Source organism: Metabacillus indicus LMG 22858 (assembly GCF_000708755.2).
GTDB lineage: Bacteria > Bacillota > Bacilli > Bacillales > Bacillaceae > Bacillus_P > Bacillus_P indicus.
In genome coordinates this window covers 86,110-103,701 of sequence record NZ_JGVU02000022.1, presented here as the reverse complement: position 1 = coordinate 103,701, position 17,592 = coordinate 86,110, and the positions used below count along the sequence as shown (strand labels likewise).

The following is a 17,592-nucleotide window of genomic DNA, read 5'->3' as shown; positions in this document are numbered from 1 at the left end:
CAAGCTTTTGATTCATGATGTTGGTGGTTCTATTACGACCTTTTAGAACCATCAAGCTTTTGATTCACGCTTTTGATGGTTCTATTCCGCCTGTTTAGGGCCATCAAGCTGCTCATTTTCGGTTTTGATGGTTCTATTCTGCCTGCTCAGTGCCATCAAGCTGCTCATTTTTCGTTTTGATGGTTCTATTCTGCCTGTTTAGGGCCATCAAGCTGCTCATTTTCGGTTTTGATGGTTCTATTCCGCCTGTTCAGTGCCATCAAGCCGATCATTTTTCGGTTTTGATGGTTCTATTCTGCCTGTTCAGTGCCATCAAGCCGCTCATTTTTCGGTTTGATGGCTTTATTCCACATGACATGCAAAAAAACCGAACAGGAGTCTCCCTGTTCGGTCTGATATTAACCGCCCCCGCTGTCTGCCGGAGGTTCGGCAGGCTCAGCAGGTTCAGCTGGCGGTTCTTCCGGTTCGGCCGGCTCACTTGGCTCGGCTGGCTCTTCCGGTTCCTCAGCTGGCGGCTCAGCCGGCTTTTCTTTTTCTTTTTTCTTTTCTTCTTCTTTTCTTCGCTGCTCTTCTTTTCGTGCTTCTTCTTCTGCTTTCCTCGCCTCTTCTTCTGCTCTTTTCGCTTCTTCTTGTGCTGCTTTTTTAGCTTCTTCGTCCTGGCGCTTTTTCTCTTCTGCTTGTTTCTTTTCTTCATCGGCTTTTGCTTTTTCTTCCTGCTTCAGCCGTTCCTGTTCTTCTTTTCTTGCTTTGGCATCTTGTTCTGCCTTTTTGTCAGCTTCTTTTTTTCTTTCTTCAGCCCGTTTCTTTTCTTTTTCCTCTTTGCCCGTATCTTTTTTCTTCACGGGTTTCTTTTCTTCTTTCTTTATTGGAGCGAGTTTAAAGTCTTCAGGCTTTTCGTTTTTCAGGGCTGCATCCATAATGACTTTATAAAGCGGTGCAGCTGTTGCACTGCTTGATGTTTTCAGGTAATGATTTTCATCTGTCTGATCGTAGCCGAGCCACAGCGCACCAACTACGTTCGGTGTATATCCGACAACCCATTGGTCCTTAGTCCCATCGATGCCGTCGATGCCAAGCTGGGTGGACCCTGTTTTCGCCGCAAGCTCATGCTTTTCGAGAGCAGCTTTTCTACCAGTTCCTTCTTTGACAACCCCAAGCATCATGTGTGTCATCGTTTGAGCTACTTCTTTAGTCGTTACTTCTGTTTCTTTCTTTTTCCATTCCGCAATGGTGTTGCCCTGCACATCAACAATTTTCGTGATCGCATGAGCTTCTACGCGCGTGCCGTCATTTGGAAAAGCGGAATAGGCTTCGGCCATGTTAAGCGGTGCAACCCCTTTATCAAGTCCTCCAAGTGCAAGACTCAGGTTGCGGTCATTTTCGGTAATCGGCAGTCCGAAGCGCTCGGCTGCATCTACACCTTTAGCCACGCCTATTTCGTTTAATGTCCAGACAGCGGGCACATTATGAGACTTTATTAAAGCTTCATACATGGTAACCTCGCCATGGTACGATCCATCAAAATTCTTTGGCTGATATCCGTCAATATCCAGAGGTTTATCCTCAAGCTTGGAATTAACGGTCATTCCGTTTTCAAGAGCGGGCGTGTAAACCGAAATCGGCTTCATCGTCGAACCCGGCTGCCTCTTCAGCTGTGTAGCCCTGTTGAATTGCCTGAATGAATGTTCTCCGCGGCCGCCGATCAGCGCCTGGACTCCTCCTGTTTTAGGGTTCAGGAGAACGGCACCGCTTTGCACCAGCTGATCTCCTCCCAGGTCAGGGAAGTTCGCATCATCTTTAAACACATTTTCGATCGATGACTGCATGTCCTGGCGCAGTTCGGTATGAATCTCAAACCCGCCGGCAAGGATTTCATTTTGCGTCAATCCGTATTTTTTGATCGCTTCTTCAATTACGTGATCTACGTACGAAGGGTAGCGGCCTTTATATTGATCCAGTTCTTTTCTTTCAAGAACGACTTTTTCCTTTTTCGCTTCGTTCATTTCTTCTTCAGTAATCACGTTTTCTTCTTTCATCAGTTTCAGAACGACGTCTCTCCGGTCGAGAGACTTTTCCATATTCTTGACTGGTGAATAATTCGTCGGGGCTTTAATCAGACCGACAAGAATCGCTGATTCGTTCAGGGTCAGATCTGCAGGCTCTTTTCCAAAATATACTTTTGAAGCCCGCTTAAGTCCCCAGGCACCCTCTCCGAAATAAACTTTGTTTACGTATAGTTCCAGGATTTCTTCCTTTGAATATTCATCTTCAATTTTCTGCGAGATAAAATACTCATCAAATTTCCGTTTAAATGTCTGATCGTGAGTAAGCAGGGTATTTTTGGCAAGCTGCTGTGTCAGCGTGCTTCCTCCCTCGACAACTCCTCCCGCCAGCACATTCTTGAATGCAGCGCGGACAATTCCGATATAATCGATCCCGTTATGCTTGTAGAAATTTTGGTCCTCTGTTGCCTGAAGCGCCGCGTAAAAGTGTTCGGGCACATCTTCATACTTGACCCATTCCTGTTTGGAGCTTGAGATTTTGCTTGCGATTTCTCCGTTTTGATCATAAATAATGGTCGGGGCGTTTGCTCGTTCCTCTAATTTGCTGACATCCTGCGATGCAATAACTGAGTTGTGCACCATAAAGACAAGGATGACTGAAAGCAGCACGAAGATGAGCAGTTTCATGAACACACCCTTTATGGAAAATAGTGACTTAAACATGGATAACCCCCTGATATAGAAAAATAAATCCTATCTTTTATTACCCCAATTACAACAGGTGTACGCCTAATTATGAAAAAATCTGTCCGCCTAAGCTAAATTTCTGACAGATGAACGTTTTCCCAAGGAAATATCAGGGTATTTCAAAAATATGAAATCATCTGCCAAAAGAAAGGAATGAATGAACTTGGATACATTTCACCACATTGTAGTAGCTTATGACGGACAGGATGAAAGTTCAGCAGCTCTAACTAAAGGAATTCAGCTGAGCAAGCAGCTCGGAACACGATTAACTGTTGTTCACGTCTATCAGGCAGAGCATGCCATGAATACTGGAGGCGTCAGACCCGGTATTCCGAGTGCTCCTGCAAACGGTTACCTGACTGATAACCTTCAGAACTATCCGGTTGCCCCTGATGCGGCACGCCAGTTTGATGATCAGCCTAAAAATGACCACTTCGACCATTCTGATGAGGTCTCGTCGAGGATTCGAATGAAGCTTGATGAGAACCAGGCAACCGGAGACGTTGAGATTCTGTCAGGCTCCCCGGCAGATGCCATCCTTTCATTTGCCGATGAACATGCAGCTGACCTCATCATTATGGGCAACAGTGATTCAGGCGGCCTTAAAAAACTGCTTTTCGGCGGAGTAAGCGATAAAGTGCATCATCAGTCAAATATTTCAGTGCTGATTGCAAAATAAATGTGCTAACGGGTGCTTTTTTAAGCATCCGTTTTTTTGAGAGCTAAACACTTAAAAACCCCTGACACAAACAAAGTTTCAGGGGTTTTTTCGTCCCTTGCTTAATCCTGTTCCATTTACTTTTATCACCAGTTGACATAGATCAATAGACTGATATAATACTTTTATGCACAAAAGCATAAAAGCGTTTAAGTATAAAAGGAAGGAATTTCAATTTATGAGTCAATCAAAATCACTTTCATTCACTGGTTCAGTGATTCTATTTTTATCGATGATCGGCATTATTTTCATCAGTTTATTTTACTTAAAAACAGAACCGCATCTTCCGCTGATGCTTTGCCTTGTTTTTCTAAGCGGCGCAGCCATTCTTTATAAGTACTCCTGGAAGGAAATTGAGGACGGGATTGTAAAAGGCATTCAATCCGGTGTTCAGCCTATTATTATTCTTGCTTTAATCGGGATTCTTATTGGAGCCTGGATGTTCAGCGGAACCATACCTACTGTCATGATGGCCGCTTTGTCCATCATAGATCCCGCGTACCTCCTGATTTTGACTCTTTTATGCTGCACCATTATTTCAAGTCTTGTGGGCAGCAGTTTTACAACGGTCAGTACAGTCGGAGTTGCTCTTATGGGAGTGGCCATTGCCGCAGGAGTTCCCGTTGAATGGGCTGCAGGGGCTGTTATTTGCGGGGCATGCTTCGGGGATAAAATGTCGCCGATGTCAGATACAACGAATTTTGCCTCAGGTGTGGCTGAAGTCAATATTTTTACTCATATCCGCCATATGGCAAAAACGACGATTCCCGCTTATGCGATAACAGCAGCACTTTTCTGGTATATGGGGACAACTCTTTCTGCTGACGGAGCAACACTTGATAACATTAAGGAAATTATGACGGTCATGAAAGAGCACGTCACAATCAGTCCATGGACCTTGATCTCTCCTCTGATTGTGATTGGACTTGCCATCTCACGGGTTCCTGTTATTCCTGCTCTTGCAGCAGGCATTGCAACGGCCGGCATCACAGGTCTCCTCATTCAGGACGGGACAAATCTTTCCGGTTTCTTAGCCGTTCTGCAAAATGGAACAGCGTTTGATATTCAGCAGGAAACCGTCCAGCAAATGCTTAACCGCGGCGGGCTTCAGTCTATGATGTGGTCCATTTCGCTGATTATGATCGCCTTTGCTTTAGGCGGATTGATGGATAAAATGCAGCTGATCCAGACTTTATTAAACGGATTGATTGAGAGAATTAAAGTCAAAGGGCAGCTGATCCTTGCAACTATTTCTTCTTCAATCGGAGTTAATCTCGTAACGGGAGAGCAGTATTTGTCCATACTCATTCCCGGTCAGTCGTTTAAACCGGCCTATGAAAAACTGAACGTTGAAAAGAAATATTTATCAAGATCCCTTGAAGATGCCGGAACACTGATCAATCCCCTTATTCCCTGGGGAGTAAGCGGAGCCTTTTTCGCGCAGACACTCGGTGTGGACGTCATAGCGTACCTGCCATTTGCGTTCTTTCTCTACCTGTCTCCATTGTTTTCTGTCCTTTTTGGATTCCTGCCTGTCAGGAAACATACACTCTAGCAGAAAATCCCGCCTAAACCAGGCGGGATTTTTATTATTATTTCTCGACCACTTTCGTTTCTTTTGCGATCAGTTCATCAAACAGCTTTTGAAGCTTTCTTGTGACCGGGCCTGGAATTCCTTCTCCAATCTTTCCTTCATCAACCTTTATGACAGGAATCACTTCACTGGTCGTAGATGTGATAAATGCTTCATCAAGAGAGACAAGACCTTCAGTGCTCAATCTTTCTTCCAGAAACTCAATTCCGTTCTGTCTGCAAAGCTCTTCTACTTTCATTCTCGTAACACCATTCAGGATCAGGTTATTCGCAGGATGAGTAAACACACTTCCGTTTTTCACCCCGTAGAAATTGGAGGAAGAACCCTCTGTAATCATACCGCTTCTGTGAAGGAGCGCCTCATAATCCCCGCGGTCATGTGCCTCCTGTTTTGCTAGGACATTGCCCAGCAGATTCAGGCTTTTAATATCGCATCTGAGCCAGCGCACGTCTTCAAGCAGGCTGAGAGAAATCCCTACCTCCTGCTCTTTTGCCGGTTTTGAGCATGGAATTGGATAGGCCGTTAATTCAGGAACCGTACCCTTGCCAGGAAACAGATGCTTTCTTGCGGCAGCTCCTCTTGTAACCTGCATATAGATACCGCCGTCTTCTGTCTTATTCAGGCGGAGAAGTTCTTCAAGCTGATCTGTCAGCTCCCCTATCGTATATGGAAGGTCGATTTTGATTTCTTCTGCGCTTCGAATGAACCGCTCCATATGCTCCTTCATCGCAAAAAATGCCCCATCATATACCCTGATGACCTCGTAAACCCCGTCACCGAACTGATGGCCCCTGTCTTCAAGATCAATCGCTACTTCATCACGCTTTTTATATTCGCCGTTAACAAGTATGTACATGATAAATCTCCTTTTTATAAGACTTAGTGTAACCTTCCCTTTAACCTATGGTATGATGAAACACGCTGAACTGTAAAATGGTTTTCTATTTTTCTTTCGACATTTTCATAGATTTCAGTTGAAATTATAACCCATGTCATTTATGATGAGAATATCAAACAACACAACATATTGATTTTACTACTAAAACTACATACCACATATTGAAATAATCAGCGAATTAAGGTGCCAACATGTTGGCTTAAAAGGGAATCCGGTGCAAATCCGGAACTGTCCCCGCAACTGTAAGTGTGACGAACTGGGAATACCACTGTACGAGAGAAATGTATGGGAAGGACTCAGCGCAGAGTGATCACAAGTCAGGAGACCTGCCTTAGATTTGCAGAAGTTTCGAATTCTTCGGGGACTGAGGAGATGAAACGATGGCCAGTAACAGGGATGCGTGCACCCTCTTATTCTATCGTTTGATCCGCTCATGTTCTCATGGGCGGTTTTTTTGATTTTCCGCAGTTTTTTTCCTGAAAGATCAATGACCGTTATACGGAAATCCGAACTATAAATGAGGAGGATGTCTTATGGCAACCAAAATAACCACTGTCATCGTAAACGAACTGACAAACGAAAAAGCCCCGTTCTCACCGCAGCGGCTGACTGACTTTATTTCTGAAACCGGAAAAGATTTTAAAGAGCTTGACCTCCATACATACACCGAAAGAGCTGTTCAAAGCATGGAAGGCCGGACTGTCTGTTCTGCCTCTCAGGTGACCAACCTGCTCATTCTCGAAGGCCTTTCAAATATCAGTGAGCTTCAGCCGGAATGGACCTTTTTCTGTGCCCGGATTTATCTAAAAAAGCTGTATAAAGAAGCGGCATATAACAGGGAATCAGGAGGCGGCACCTTTCTGTCGCTGATTAAAACCCTTACAGCAAAAGGCATCTACAGCAGACACCTTCTTGACTCTTATTCCGAAGAAGAAATTGAACAGCTTTCAGAAGTCATTGACCATGACAAAGACAAGCTTTTTACATACATCGGGCTCCGGACACTCTCTGACCGGTATCTTGCGAGAGATTATGACAAGTCGGTTTATGAGCTTCCCCAGGAGAGGTATCTCGTCATCGCCATGACGCTGATGGCAAAGGAGAAAACGGAACACCGCCTCCAGCTTGTAAAAGAAGCGTACTGGGCACTCAGCAATTTATATATGACCGTTGCGACTCCGACTTTGTCAAACGCAGGAAAGCCTGTCGGACAGCTGTCCAGCTGTTTTATTGATACAGTTGATGACAGTCTGCAGGGCATCTTCGACAGCAACACAGACATTGCCAATCTTTCAAAATCAGGCGGAGGCATCGGCGTTTATCTCGGGAAAATCCGCAGCCGCGGGAGTGATATTAAAGGCTTTAAAGGAGTATCGTCCGGTGTCATACCGTGGATGAAGCAGCTGAACAATACGGCGGTAAGCGTGGATCAGCTCGGGCAAAGAAAAGGTGCGATCGCCGTTTACCTCGACGTCTGGCACAAGGATATCTATTCCTTCCTTGATTCCAAGCTGAACAACGGGGATGAGCGTTTACGCACACATGACCTCTTCACCGGCGTCTGCCTGCCGGACCTTTTCATGGAACAGGCTGAAAACCGCGGAGAGTGGCATTTGTTCGACCCTCATGAAGTTCGGAAAGTCATGGGTTACTCCTTGGAAGATTATTATGATGAGCAAAAAGGCGCAGGGTCGTTCCGCGAAAAATATTGGGAATGCGCCAATCATCCGGAACTCTCAAAAACTACCGTTCCTGCAATTGACATTATGAAGGGCATTATGAAAAGCCAGCTTGAGTCAGGGACCCCCTTTATGTTTTACCGGGATGAAGTGAACCGGAAAAATCCCAATGCGCATAAAGGAATGGTTTACTGCAGCAATCTCTGTACAGAAATCACTCAGAACCAAAGCCCGACAACAATGGATGAACAGTATACAGAAGACGGCAAAATCATTACTGTTAAAACACCGGGAGATTTTGTTGTGTGCAACCTCTCTTCCATCAACCTTGCCCGCGCTGTGTCAGATGATGTGCTTGAGCGGCTGATCCACGTTCAGGTCAGAATGCTCGATAACGTCATCGATTTAAATGACATTCCCGTTCTTCAGGCTAAGCTCACAAACAAAAAGTACCGTGCAGTCGGCCTCGGAACCTTTGGATGGCACCACCTTCTTGCTCTTAAGCGTCTGCGCTGGGAAGACGAAGAAGCCGTTCAGTATGCAGATGAACTCTATGAAAAAATAGCCTTTTACACGATTCAGGCAAGCATGAGGCTTGCTGAAGAAAAAGGCGCCTATCCTGTCTTTGAAGGTTCAGGCTGGCATACCGGCGACTACTTTAAGAACAGAAACTATACATCTGACTCTATGCCATGGGATGAGCTTTCAGAAAAGATTAAAGTAAACGGCATCCGAAACGGATATTTAATGGCCGTTGCCCCGAATGCTTCAACATCGATTCTCGCGGGAAGCACGGCAAGCATCGATCCTATTTTTCAAAAAATGTACTCTGAAGAGAAAAAAGACTACAAAATACCTGTTACTGCACCGGACTTGAATGCAGAAACCACCTGGTTTTATAAGTCAGCCTATTTGATTGACCAGATGTGGAGCATTAAACAGAACGCAGCCAGACAAAAGCACATCGATCAATCTGTCTCATTTAACTTTTACGTCCGCAACACCATAAAAGCAAAAGAGCTGCTCGACCTGCACCTGACAGCATGGAAAGCGGGTCTTAAAACCACTTACTACGTCCGGTCAACATCAAGCGATATCGAAGACTGCGAATCCTGCGCAAGCTGATAAAGGAGAGATCGTATATGACACATTCATTGAACGCGCGTCCGATCATGGACGCTTCTGCACCAAACCGTTCAACTTCCATCATTAATGGAAGGAGCTCCAATGTTTTAAACTGGGACGACGTATCCTATCCCTGGGCTTATGCAAAATACAAGAAAATGCTCTCCAATTTCTGGACGCCGTTTGAGATCAACATGTCGGGGGACATAAAACAGTTTCCCGAACTTTCAGGTGACGAACAGGAGGCATTTCTTAAAATCATCGGCCTTCTCGCCCTTCTTGACAGCATCCAGACTGATTATGCCGGAAAAGTAGCGGAGTATATCACAGACTCAAGCATCAATGCCCTGATGATTATGCTCGCCCAGCAGGAAGTCATCCACAACCATTCCTACTCATATGTTTTATCAAGCATCGTTCCAAAGCATGTTCAGGATGAAGTGTTTGAATACTGGCGCAGCGAACCGACGCTGCGGAAGAGAAATGAATTTGTGACAAACGGCTACCAGGCGTTTGCTGAGGAAGCGAATGTACTGAATCTGCTGAAATCGATTGTGTATGACGTCATTCTTGAAGGGCTCTTTTTCTACTCGGGATTCGCGTATTTTTATAATCTCGCGCGTAATCAAAAAATGGTCGCCACCTCCACGATGATTAACTATATTAATCGGGATGAGCAAATTCATGTGGATCTGTTCGTGAAAATTTTCAAGGAAATTCTCCGCGAATATCCGGAGTATGATACACCTGAGCTGGCAGCATTCGTTCAGAAAACCTTTAAAGAAGCAGCCACCCTTGAAATCGAGTGGGGACGCACCATTATCGGGAACAAAATCGACGGCATCCATATGCAGGATGTGGACGATTATATTAAATTTTATGCAAACTTAAGATGCAATCAGCTGGGCTTTGAGCGTCCGTTTGAAGCAAACCGGACAAACCCGCTGAAATGGATCAAGGCCTACGAAGAGGTTGACCTCGGAAAATCAGACTTTTTCGAGCAGAAGTCAAGACAGTATACAAAGGTCAACTCAATTGACAACGGATTTGATGATTTGTAAATCATTTGTAAAAAACGCCACTACGGCGTTTTTTTTTTTTTTGAGAATGTGATACAAAATTATATTTAATCCGTTAGCTTTACAGCAGGAATAAACCGTCTCCCGCTTTCCAATATGCGACAATAAATGATATTCTTTAATTTAGACGAATGTCTGATTAAATTAGAGGAGATTAGGAGATGACAGTAAACGACGACGCTAAGTTGTACGAAAGGATCCTGAGGAAAGACAAGGATGCTCTGGAAGCTATGTACGACCGCTACGAAAAACTGCTTTACTCTTTTGCCTTCCGCATCACTCATGATCATACTCTCGCTGAAGAAGTTCTTCAGGATGTTTTTATGAAGCTGTGGCACGGGAAAAGTGTCTACGACAGCAGCAAAGGAAAATTCACCTCCTGGCTATTAACCGTCACAAGAAATCAGGCCATTGACCTGATTCGCAAACATAAAAAGGCGGACACCGTCGAAATATTAGAAAAGGACTCTGTTTCCACTCCGGAACAATCCGTCGAACATGAGGTTGAATGGATGGAAAAAGGCGAGATTTTAAGAGAAGCTGTGTCCAAACTGAAAAAGGACCAGCAGCAGATGATAGAACTTTTCTATTTTAAAGGGTTTACCCAGCAGAAGATCTCGGATGTGTACCAGATACCGCTTGGAACAGTGAAAGGACGAATAAGGCTTGCGCTGAAACACCTGAGGAGCATGCTTGAAAAAGAAGGGAGGGTTATGGATGAGTAGCCAAATGTGTGAAAAGCTGTATGATTATTATAGTGAAAATTTGACACCGGCAGAAAAGGCTGAATTTGAAGCTCATTTGAAGTCCTGTCCTGATTGCTCAGAAGAATTTCAGGAATTGACCTCGCTGACCGAAGACCTCCCTTATTTGTCTGTGCCGGTGCAGCCGCCGAAGGAAATGAAGCAGAGAATTCTCGGAAATGTGTTTGAGTCTGATACTCCTCTTGAAATGAAGGATGAAAAGATAGAACCGACCAAGGAGACCGTTACCCCTATTGGCATTAAGTCCGAAAAACGGCCAAAACGATTTGTCCTCCCGTCTGTTGCAGCTCTGCTTTTTGCATCATTGCTTGGAAATGCTTATTTTGTCACTCAGATGGAGAATGAAGCTCCTCAGGAAAAAGCTTTCAGTATGGACGATCTTAAAAAACAGGTTGCACTAGCACCTGTCGATGATCAGCTGAGCGAAACAACAGCTATGGCAGCCCTGATGGAAAAAGACTCTAAAGAAATGGTCTTTCTTCAGGCCGAGCAGTTGAAGCAGCTGAATGACGGCGAAGTCTATCAAGTATGGCTGATAGAAAATGACAAGCCGGTAGCGGCAGGTTCATTCGTTCCAGATTCATCCGGACATGGTGCCGTCATGTACGAAATGAATCTGGAAGGCGGATTCAACTGGGATACGATAGCCATAACGATTGAACCAAAAGCAGGAAATAAAGCTCCTGAAGGCGCTGTTGTACTTGCGTCACAGCTATAGTCCCCCAGAGAGTACGGTAATACCGTACCCTCTTTTTTTTATGCTGAAACCCTTTATTTGAGCCAAATTCCCTCCCTCATGCATCATAAAATGACAGAATTGAGCAAAATACCCCAATATTTACATTATTTTTACGTCAAATTCACGAAAACCCTACATCTTCCAACTAAAATTGAATTTGTGTAAAAAAATTGTAAAAAAGGAGATTTTCATGTCACGCCAAAAAAGACGTTCGTGTTTTATTTATCCCTTAATTCTTATGATGCTTGTCTCAAATCTGCTTGCCGCCTTTACTCCGGCAAACGTGTCTGCAGAAGTAAATGAAGTTCCATCAGGTTCAGTAACTGCTGTTCCAGCCGATGAAACGGAGACGGACAAAAAGGAGCAGGATGCTCTGCCAGCAGAAGCCGAAGCAAATCCTGTGGCACCTGAAAGCAAGCTGGAAATACCGGCTGAGCAAGATGGTCAGCAGACACCTCCCGCAGCTCAAACTCCGGATCAGGTAAAGGAAACGGAGACAGAACAAAAACCTGTTCAATCTAAAAAAGCAGAGCCTGAACAAGAGCCTGCTGAATCAAGTGAACCAAAACCTGAACAGGAGCCTTCCGATGAACCAAACATTGAGCAGGAACCTTCTGAAAAGGAGCAAAAAACACCGTCTGAAGCAGCCATTGAAACAGAAAATAAGAGTGGTGTGCAGATGACCGGCTCCCCCCTCCTTATTACAGAAATAATGGCCGACAATGCCGGTGCAGACGAATTTGAATACATAGAAGTACACAATCCAACAGATAAGCCCGTCATCTTAGACCACTACACCATTTCACTCCGCTATACGGACGGAAGCAGCACGGATAAACCGGCTCTTTTCAGTCCTTATACTCTTGGTTCAGGGAAGACAGCCGTTCTTTGGCTGAACCTGACAGATAAATCCCTTGAAGACTTTAATCAAAAATACAGTGTCCAATTAACTTCTGAGCAGGTTGTAGAATTTACGGGCACGCCTAACTTTGCAAATGGCGGAAACCGCGGCTTTGTGATTACGGGTCCAATTGGAGATGCCGCAACAGCCTCATATCTCGCAGAAGATATCAGCAGCGGCAAGTCCGTACATTACACCTTCCCTGAATCCGGCACGGAAATGAAGAAGCTTGAAAAAAAAGCTGATCCCACGCCGGGAACCATTCTGAACACACAGGCACCGTCGGAAACTGTCCCGACACCTGAAAATCAGGCGCCTACTGCTGTTCACGAGACATTAGCATCAATTACGGAAGGCAGCTCTCCTTCTTTCACTGCGGTCATTACAGATGACACTGCCGACATCAGAGCACATCTTTATTACAAAACAGACGGTGAATTCAAAAAAGCGCCAATGGCTTCTGAGGGGAATACGTTCAGTGCCTCCATTCCAAAAGAAGAGCTGACCGGCGAGAGTTTCATCTATTACATTGAAATGACCGATCCAAATAACCGGGTGCTGCTGAACAACAGCGGCGCAAACTACAAGGTGGTCATTGACCGGCCGGAAGCCCCTCCGGCAGAACCTGATGATCCGGAAGATTTCGACAGTTATGCGCACCTCCTGATTACTGAGATTTCACCGAATTCAGCAGGACCGGGTACTGACTACTATGAATACTTTGAAATCTACAACAACACAGACAAGACTCAGTCGCTTTCTGATTATTCGTTTGCATACCGCTATACGGATACAGGCAGCGAAGTGCCTTTTAAGATTCCTGAAGGTCTGACGGTTAATCCGCAGGAAACGCTGGTCCTTTGGTTTAATAATGGAAATCTGACAGCCGGGGATTTCAATAAACAGTTCGGAACAGCGCTGGAATCAGCCAGCCTCGCGTTCTTTAAAGATGTATTCCCAGGCTTCGCTAACGGAGGCAATAGAGCCATCTCGATAAAAGACCGCACAGGAGCTGAAGTTATCTCCGCAGCTTATTTGGCCAATGAAACCGATAATAACGGGAAAACGGTTAAGTACCAGTACCCGAAAACAGGAACAGAGATGGGCAAGCTTCAAACTCTTGCTGATCCTGATCCGGGAGCCATATTCGCAGAACAGGTCCCATCCTCTCCTGCGAAAGCTCCTGAAGAAACAAATGATTCTGTTAAGCCGGAAATCACGCATACTCCTGTAACGAAAGCAGAAGGCTTTGTAGAGATAGTCATTGAAGCTGACATTACCGATGATAAAGCTGTCCCTTTTGCGACGCTGTTCTACAAATCAGCAAATGACAGCACGTTTTTATCTGTTCCGATGAACCCTGCTGAAGCAAAACCTGAACAGTACAATGCAGTGATAGCAGGTACTGACGTCCATTCAGATTTGATTTATTACATTGAAGCCTCTGATGGCATCAACACTGCTGCTACAGAAGAACAAACGATTGCCGTAGATCTTCCTGAAGTGGATACGGAAAAGCTTCCTTCATTCCTTGTGACGGAAGTCGTTCCTGATTCGACCAATGTCGGTTCAGGTGACGGGTATGAGTTTGTTGAAATCTACAATAATACGAACCAGACTGTTAATTTTAAAGACTATAAGATTAATTACCGTTACGGCATGGAGCCGTCTACCGACGTTGTCTGGCCTTCGGTACCTGAAGATCTTTTGATTCCTTCCGGTGAAACACTTGTTTTCTGGATCATCAATGACCACAACAAAAACAGCACAGTAGCCGACTTTAATAAGAATTACGGCACAGACCTTGAAGAAAACAAAGATATTGTCCGTATTTACAGTGGTGGTATGGCAAACGGAAGTACAAGGGGTCTTGTCGTTTCAACCAACACAAACAAAGAAGTTTCTGTTGCCTACTATAATGAGCAAACCGGAATTGACGATACCGCAGCAGATAAAGGAATCTTCTACAAATATCCTTCTGACGGATCAACCGTTCAGGTGAAGGTCAGCGCAGGCGTGAAGGCGGCAGCGCCGGGTTCTGTTGAAGCCTACCAGATTCCAAAAAAACCGGTTACTCCAAAAGAGGACAACAGTCCGCCAACTGTAAAAGATCTTACTGATCTGACAGAAATAGATCAGAAAGAAGATATTCATATTCTTGCAGATGCGAAGGATAACAACTCTGTTAAATCGGTCCGTCTGTTCTACAAGACCGATAAGCAATCTGACTACCAGAGCGTCATTCTTAAGGAAGATTATGATGATATGCTCTATCACCATACCATTTACTCACCTGACTTGATTGGAAGAAAATCAGTCGAATATTATTTTACTGTCTCAGACGGAATGAATGAAACAGTCAGCAGCAAAAAGAAAATTGCCATTACAAGTGATTTTGATGGTGCCGATCTTCGGTTGAATCTTGAAAATGGACAGATTCTAAGCGGAGAAAAAGTCATAAAAGCTACAGCAAAAGAGGGAAATCCTGATCAGATTTCCATTAAAATTGACGGTAAAGAGGCAGAGGAAACCTACCGTTCTATTGAGCGCACCGCGTATTTCGCATTTGAAGCGAACGGTCTCAATACGTACTTCCAGAACGCTGTTACGATGGGCGAGGACATCCTTTATTTAATGGACAAGGATTGGTTAACAGACTGGAAAACGTACACCGTTCCGGTTGATCCTGAGAGAATACAGACTGGCGAAAATATTCTCACAGTCCGTTCCGGAAATAAAGCGTCGCCATTTGATCTTGAATCAGAGGAAAACCGTGATGATTATACAATTCGTAACGTAAGACTTGTTTTATCCGACGGCACTGTCCTGAGACCGGACAATTTCGCAGATGAAAAGAAAATTATGACCATGAATGATGCTCACCCGTTTGAAGATTTTTCTTTTCAGCTTGCAGATGAGCTTGCAACAAGCAAAACCTATAAATGGGATACAAAATCTTCGTTTGACGGAGACCATGTCATATCTGTACAGCATTTAAATCGTGCCGTGACAGCCGCTGTTAAAGTAGACAATACGGCTCCGGTTATCACTCCTTCAATTGAAGAAGGCAAAGAATACAAAGGTTCATTTGAAATCAATGCGGGGATCGAGGATTCAATAGCAGGCATTGCTTCTTCAGAGGCATGGCTTGATGGTGCAAAAATTGATCTTCCGTACAGCACCGCCTCCGGGAAGATGAAGCCCGGTGACCATCAATTAACAGTTAAAGCAGCAGATAAGGCAGGAAATCACGTTGAGAAAGTCATCAAATTTAAAACGGCAAACGAAAATCCTGACAAAATTGAACTGATTGGACCGGCAGACGGTGCAAAAGGACTTCCTGCAGGCGATCCGAAGCTGCAGATAAAGGTAACGGACCCTTCAAACGACAGCATGAACGTCTCCTTTTATAAAGGGTATCAATATACACCGTCTGACAGCAGTGTTAAATCATTCAAACATGCAGCGGACACAGAACCGCCCAAGCAGCAAGCACCGGCAGGCGAACAGGCTTTTACGTCTGAAGATATACAGCTGACGTCAAAAAAAGACGGCACTTATCTGACGACAGATTCAAGCACCCAGTTCCCTTATCACAGATTCGATGTAACTGTTGATCCGGCTGTGGATGATAGTGACCACATTGAGCTTAAATGGGACGGAAATTCATTAGAAGGCAGAAAAGTATCCATGTATGCCTGGAGCCATAAGCAAAAGAACTGGTCCTTGGTAGATGTTGAAATTGCAGGGACAGAGGACTTCGAACTTACCGGAAGCGTGCAAGCAGGAGAATTTGTAAAAGGCTCAAAAATCAATGTTCTTGTACAAGATGAGATTCCAAAAAGTCCGGAAGAGTATGATTACACATTTGCCTGGATGTCCGACACGCAGTATTATTCGGAAAGCTACCCGCATATTTACCAGCGCCAGACAGAATGGATTGCCCAAAAACAGGAAGAGTTAAAGATTAAGTATGTCTTCCATACCGGAGATCTTGTCAATATCTCTACAGATGAAAAGCAGTGGAAAAATGCCGATACGTCAATGAAGGTGCTTGACGATCAAAACATCCCGTACGGGGTGCTGGCCGGTAACCATGATGTTGATCAGGTATCAAACGACTATACCGATTACTATCGTTATTTTGGAGAGGACCGCTTTCAATCAAAAGATTATTACGGCGGCTCCTATCTTAACAACCGCGGCCACTACGATTTAATTTCAGCCGGAGGCAATGACTACATCATGGTTTATCTTGGCTGGGGAGTAACAGATGAAGGGATAGACTGGATGAATGATGTTCTTTCCGCCTACCCTGAACGAAAGGCCATCTTAAGCTTCCATGAGTATTTACTGGCAAGCGGCACACGTCACCCATTGGGGGAGAAATTATATAATGAAGTAGTCGTTCCAAATAAAAACGTATTTGCTGTACTGAGCGGCCACTATCATGCCGCAAAAACGTACATTGATCAAATTGACGATAACGGCGACGGCACGCCTGACCGCACGGTTACTCAAATGCTGGCTGATTATCAGGCAGGACCTGAAGGCGGGCAGGGCTATATGAGACTGCTTCATTTTGATCAGGACAACAACAGAATCCTTGTAAACACGTATTCACCTTATCTGGATGACTATAACTATTACGATACAGGTGAATTCCCAGAAATGGATGAGTTTGAAATCAGTCTTGACCTTGCCCCTGCCGAGAAGAGAATTGCCACCGATTCTTTCTCAGTAAATGTTTATACAGACCAGGCAATCGGCTCGGATGAAAACATAGAAAGCGGCTCGATTGCAGAAACAATCTGGACAGGCCTCGAAACCGGCCAGACCTATTTCTGGTACGCATTAGCCGAAGATTCATTTACAGGAAACACCGTTTCAGACATCTGGTCCTTTACAAAAGGAGAGAAAGGTAAGGCCCCTGATGAAGAAGACCCTTCTTCACCTCCTGCTGACGGAGGAGAGGATACAGGAAATCCTCCTGCTGACGGCGGCGGAAATACAGGAAATCCTCCTGCCGGCGGCGGTAATCCTGGAGAAGACAGCGGCAATAACGTCCCTGGTGCTTCCCCTGATAAAAACGGCCAGGCTAAGGAGTCTGAAAATCCCCGGGTTCCAGACAATGAGGATTCGGCACGTGATCATGACAGTACACCAGAGGACAGCAATGATGCAGCTAAAGGAAGCCATTTGCCTTCCACTGCAACAGAAATGTACAACCTGCTTGCTGCAGGAGGCTTATTTATCTTCGCCGGAGCATCAGTTTTGCTTTACCAAAGAAGAAAAAGAAGCGTTTCATAAGAAAACCTCGAACAATAAAAAGGAGACGATCCAGC

The 17,592-nt window shown here is 44.8% G+C and carries 9 protein-coding genes and 1 riboswitch; of the genes, 7 read left to right on the top strand and 2 right to left on the bottom strand.

The window, feature by feature from the left end; translation table 11 throughout:
• Window positions 1-398 precede the first annotated feature (398 nt).
• On the bottom strand, window positions 399-2,726 hold the full coding sequence (locus AZ46_RS20175) for a transglycosylase domain-containing protein (protein ID WP_081870258.1): 2,328 nt from the start codon (window positions 2,724-2,726) through the stop codon (window positions 399-401).
• A gap of 187 nt (window positions 2,727-2,913) precedes the next feature.
• On the opposite strand from AZ46_RS20175, the gene AZ46_RS20170 reads away from it, so the two are divergent.
• Window positions 2,914-3,429 (top strand): universal stress protein, encoded by a 516-nt coding sequence (locus AZ46_RS20170; protein WP_051827417.1) that lies wholly within the window; start codon window positions 2,914-2,916, stop codon window positions 3,427-3,429.
• Between the two features lie 217 nt (window positions 3,430-3,646).
• Window positions 3,647-5,023 (top strand): Na+/H+ antiporter NhaC, encoded by a 1,377-nt coding sequence (nhaC, locus tag AZ46_RS20165; protein ID WP_029283589.1) that lies wholly within the window; start codon window positions 3,647-3,649, stop codon window positions 5,021-5,023.
• 37 nt (window positions 5,024-5,060) lie between these two features.
• On the opposite strand, the gene dat is transcribed toward nhaC, so the two are convergent.
• Window positions 5,061-5,918: a D-amino-acid transaminase gene (gene dat, locus AZ46_RS20160; protein WP_029283587.1), complete on the bottom strand. Its 858-nt coding sequence runs from the start codon at window positions 5,916-5,918 to the stop codon at window positions 5,061-5,063.
• A 207-nt stretch (window positions 5,919-6,125) separates the two neighbouring features.
• Window positions 6,126-6,308: riboswitch (cobalamin riboswitch) on the top strand.
• A 185-nt stretch (window positions 6,309-6,493) separates the two neighbouring features.
• Between dat and AZ46_RS20155 the strand changes: the two genes are divergently transcribed.
• From AZ46_RS20155 to AZ46_RS20135, 5 genes are all read left to right on the top strand, one after another.
• A complete protein-coding gene (locus tag AZ46_RS20155) occupies window positions 6,494-8,764 on the top strand; it encodes a ribonucleoside-diphosphate reductase subunit alpha (protein ID WP_029283585.1) in 2,271 nt (756 codons plus the stop codon).
• Between the two features lie 17 nt (window positions 8,765-8,781).
• Window positions 8,782-9,825 (top strand): ribonucleotide-diphosphate reductase subunit beta, encoded by a 1,044-nt coding sequence (locus AZ46_RS20150; RefSeq protein WP_029283583.1) that lies wholly within the window; start codon window positions 8,782-8,784, stop codon window positions 9,823-9,825.
• A 179-nt stretch (window positions 9,826-10,004) separates the two neighbouring features.
• The gene (locus AZ46_RS20145) at window positions 10,005-10,568 is read left to right on the top strand and encodes an RNA polymerase sigma factor (protein WP_029283581.1); all 564 of its coding nucleotides are present in this window, start codon (window positions 10,005-10,007) and stop codon (window positions 10,566-10,568) included.
• Window positions 10,561-11,325 carry an anti-sigma factor gene (locus tag AZ46_RS20140; protein ID WP_051865805.1) on the top strand — a complete coding sequence of 255 codons (765 nt, stop codon included), beginning with the start codon at window positions 10,561-10,563 and terminating at the stop codon, window positions 11,323-11,325. The genes AZ46_RS20145 and AZ46_RS20140 overlap by 8 nt, the downstream gene beginning before the upstream one ends.
• Window positions 11,326-11,536: 211 nt before the next feature.
• Window positions 11,537-17,557, top strand: a complete 6,021-nt coding sequence (locus AZ46_RS20135; RefSeq protein ID WP_051865803.1) for a lamin tail domain-containing protein — start codon at window positions 11,537-11,539, stop codon at window positions 17,555-17,557.
• Window positions 17,558-17,592 lie beyond the last annotated feature (35 nt).

What these genes read in the sequence shown, in the direction of transcription:
- AZ46_RS20175 (WP_081870258.1), bottom strand. Translation starts at nt 2,726, where the DNA reads ATGTTTAAGTCACTATTTTCCATAAAGGGTGTGTTCATGAAACTGCTC.
- nhaC (WP_029283589.1), top strand. Translation starts at nt 3,647, where the DNA reads ATGAGTCAATCAAAATCACTTTCATTCACTGGTTCAGTGATTCTATTT.
- dat (WP_029283587.1), bottom strand. Translation starts at nt 5,918, where the DNA reads ATGTACATACTTGTTAACGGCGAATATAAAAAGCGTGATGAAGTAGCG.
- AZ46_RS20155 (WP_029283585.1), top strand. Translation starts at nt 6,494, where the DNA reads ATGGCAACCAAAATAACCACTGTCATCGTAAACGAACTGACAAACGAA.
- AZ46_RS20150 (WP_029283583.1), top strand. Translation starts at nt 8,782, where the DNA reads ATGACACATTCATTGAACGCGCGTCCGATCATGGACGCTTCTGCACCA.
- AZ46_RS20145 (WP_029283581.1), top strand. Translation starts at nt 10,005, where the DNA reads ATGACAGTAAACGACGACGCTAAGTTGTACGAAAGGATCCTGAGGAAA.
- AZ46_RS20140 (WP_051865805.1), top strand. Translation starts at nt 10,561, where the DNA reads ATGAGTAGCCAAATGTGTGAAAAGCTGTATGATTATTATAGTGAAAAT.
- AZ46_RS20135 (WP_051865803.1), top strand. Translation starts at nt 11,537, where the DNA reads ATGTCACGCCAAAAAAGACGTTCGTGTTTTATTTATCCCTTAATTCTT.